The organism is Bacillota bacterium, assembly GCA_040754675.1.
In the GTDB taxonomy this organism is placed as follows: Bacteria; Bacillota; Limnochordia; order Limnochordales; family Geochordaceae; genus Geochorda.
In genome coordinates this window covers 1-2,576 of record JBFMCJ010000563.1, presented here as the reverse complement: position 1 = coordinate 2,576, position 2,576 = coordinate 1, and the positions used below count along the sequence as shown (strand labels likewise).

Genomic DNA, 2,576 nt, shown 5'->3' with positions numbered 1-2,576 from the left:
GGTGCCGAGCTGGCCGGCGTAGTTGTAGCCCCACGCCACCACGCGACCGGTGCTGAGCCGGGCAAGCGAGAACTTGTAGCCAGCGGCCACCTCCACCACACCCTGAAGGACAGGGTTGGTGCCAGTTCCCCGCACCCGCACGGGATACGGTTTGCCTGCATTGGTGCCGTCGCCAAGCTGCCCCTTGTCGTTACGCCCCCAGGCCGCCACCGTCCCGTCGGAAAGCAGGGCAAGGCAGTGGTCATAACCCGCGGCCACCTGGACTACAGAGACTTCCTCACCAAGCTCGCCACTGCCCCCTATCCCCTTCACCGGCACCGGCAGCACGCTGTAAAGGCCTGAGCCGGACTGGCCATTGCCCAGCTGGCCATAGGTGTTGTCCCCCCACGACAGCACGCGCCCGGTGGAAAGCAGCGCCAGCGAGTAGTCATAGACCGAAATGTATCCCCCGCCCGCAACAACCTGCTCCACCCCCGTGAGCGGCTCGGAGGGGTTCGACGGGTCCCTCACGAGGACGGGCACGTTCCGGCCGGTCTGCGTGCCGTCCCCGAGTGCTCCGCGAAAGTTCGCCCCCCAGGCCGCCACCGTGCCATCGGGAAGCAGCGCCAGAGAGTGCCAGCCGCCCGCGGCCACCTGCACCGCACGCAGCTGGCCCTCGCCACCCACACTCTTCACCGGCACGGCCAGGTACCGGCACACGCCGGACTCGGCCCTGTCGCCGTTCCCCAACTGGCCGTAACTGTTGTGGCCCCACGACACCACCCGCCCATCAGACAGCAGCGCCAGAGCATGCTCTTCACCGGCCGAGACCCGCCTCACCCCCACCAGATACCCGCAGGGACTCCCCAGGTCGGCAACCCGAACCGGGTAGTCGGACCTGTCCCACGTGTCGTTCCCCAGCAGCCCTCCGCGCCGCCAGTCGAAGATCTGGGAGTACCCGCCCCACGTCACAAGGCTGCCGTCCGAAAGCAGTGCGCAGACGACGCTGCCCTTGCCAAGGCCCACCACGCCCGAAAGCCGGCCCTGGCCGCCAATACCGGGCACCCAGGCGGACCTGGTGAAGTCAAACCGCACAAGATAGCCATCGGACGTGACGCCGTGCCCCGGCATCAGCCTCACGATGCCCGAAACGGGCGCCGCTCCCTCGGTGTCAGGCACGAACACGGGAAGGAAATGGTCGTCCTTAGAGTCGAGATTGGGAAAACCACCCCAGGCAAGCACTTCGCCCGACGACAGCAGCGCATATCCCACGTGGACATCCGCCGCAATCGCAACCACACCACTGAGGCAGCTCCCCCCGTCAGGGGTCTTCACCGGATTCGGCAGCAGGGACCGAGCTCCCGGATCCGGAGGACTGTTGTCGCCGAGCTGGCCGACCTCATTATCCCCCCACGTTATGACGTACCCGTTCCTCAGAGCCATGGCAAAGGTGTCCCCAAGCGCTATATCCTGCACGGCGCCCACGAGCGACAGCCTGACCGGATAAGCGAACGACGGGTACGGCCCGCGCTCCCGCAACAGCACCTGGTAGAGGTTGCTACCCCAGCCCACCACGGTCCCGTCGCGGAGGAGGGCCAGAGAGGTATGGCCACCGGCGACGACCTTCACCACATCCCCGAGCTCGCCGACACCGCCCTCGCCCTTCACGAACACCGGGACCGTCCGGTAAAGGTGGTCGCTACCGGATTCCCCGTTCCCGAGCTGGCCGACATAGCTCTCACCCCAGGCCATCACCCGGCCGTCGGCAAGCAACGCGAGCGAGTGACGGGTCCCCGCAGCCACGCCCACCGCGTTCGTGATCCCCTGCACCAGCACGGGCCCCGCACGCGGTATCGTGGTGCCATCGCCAAGCTGGCCCTTGTCGTTGCTGCCCCACGCCACCACCCGCCCGTCGGAAAGCAACGCCACAACGTGATCCTGACCCACGGCCACCTGCGTTACCGGCACAGTGTTGCTCTCGCAGTCAAGCACCACCAACTGCCCGGAAGGCAGGCGCGCCAGGCGCAGCTGGTTTCGGCCCACAACCGTCCGCCCCTCGCCAAGCAACCCCTCCGACTCAAACACCGCAAGCTGCCTGCCAGCCGGGTAAAAACCCGACTCCGCTACCAGATCCTCCCCGGCGGACCGGAGGGGCATCCACTCGGGAAGATCCGGATTTATCCTCAGGGCCTTCCCCCGGTAACCCCCAATCTCCATCTGTACCGGGAACTTCAGCACCACCTGGTTCGACACCGGCCCCGCTGCCAGGCACAGAGAAGCCACGGCCAGGACGGCAACGGCTACAAGAAAGGCCCGGCGCCGGACCCGCCGAGCACGGACAGAAAAGTTCCGCATACGGACCACCTCCTTAGGTTCGCAACTGGTTGCACACGGTTACCACGCGCGAATCAGGACAACCGGCACGACGGACCCGCGCCCGAAGGCGGCAGACGCCAGTCCACCTGTGCCCGCCGTCTCCGTGAGTTGTCCCGCCTTACCACCTTCCCGCCCAAGAACGCTTGCCTGCCGCCGGCACACTGCCGCCCAGGAATGCCCGCAGGTCCTCGGGGTGCATGGACACTGCTTCCGCTGCCTCC

1 protein-coding gene is annotated in these 2,576 nt (G+C 67.1%); it reads right to left on the bottom strand.

Annotated elements, in window-relative coordinates; all coding sequences use genetic code 11:
* The coding region (locus tag AB1609_20870) for a hypothetical protein (GenBank protein MEW6048890.1) at window positions 1-2,334 on the bottom strand (2,334 nt) is incomplete at its 3' end.
* Window positions 2,335-2,576: the final 242 nt, after the last annotated feature.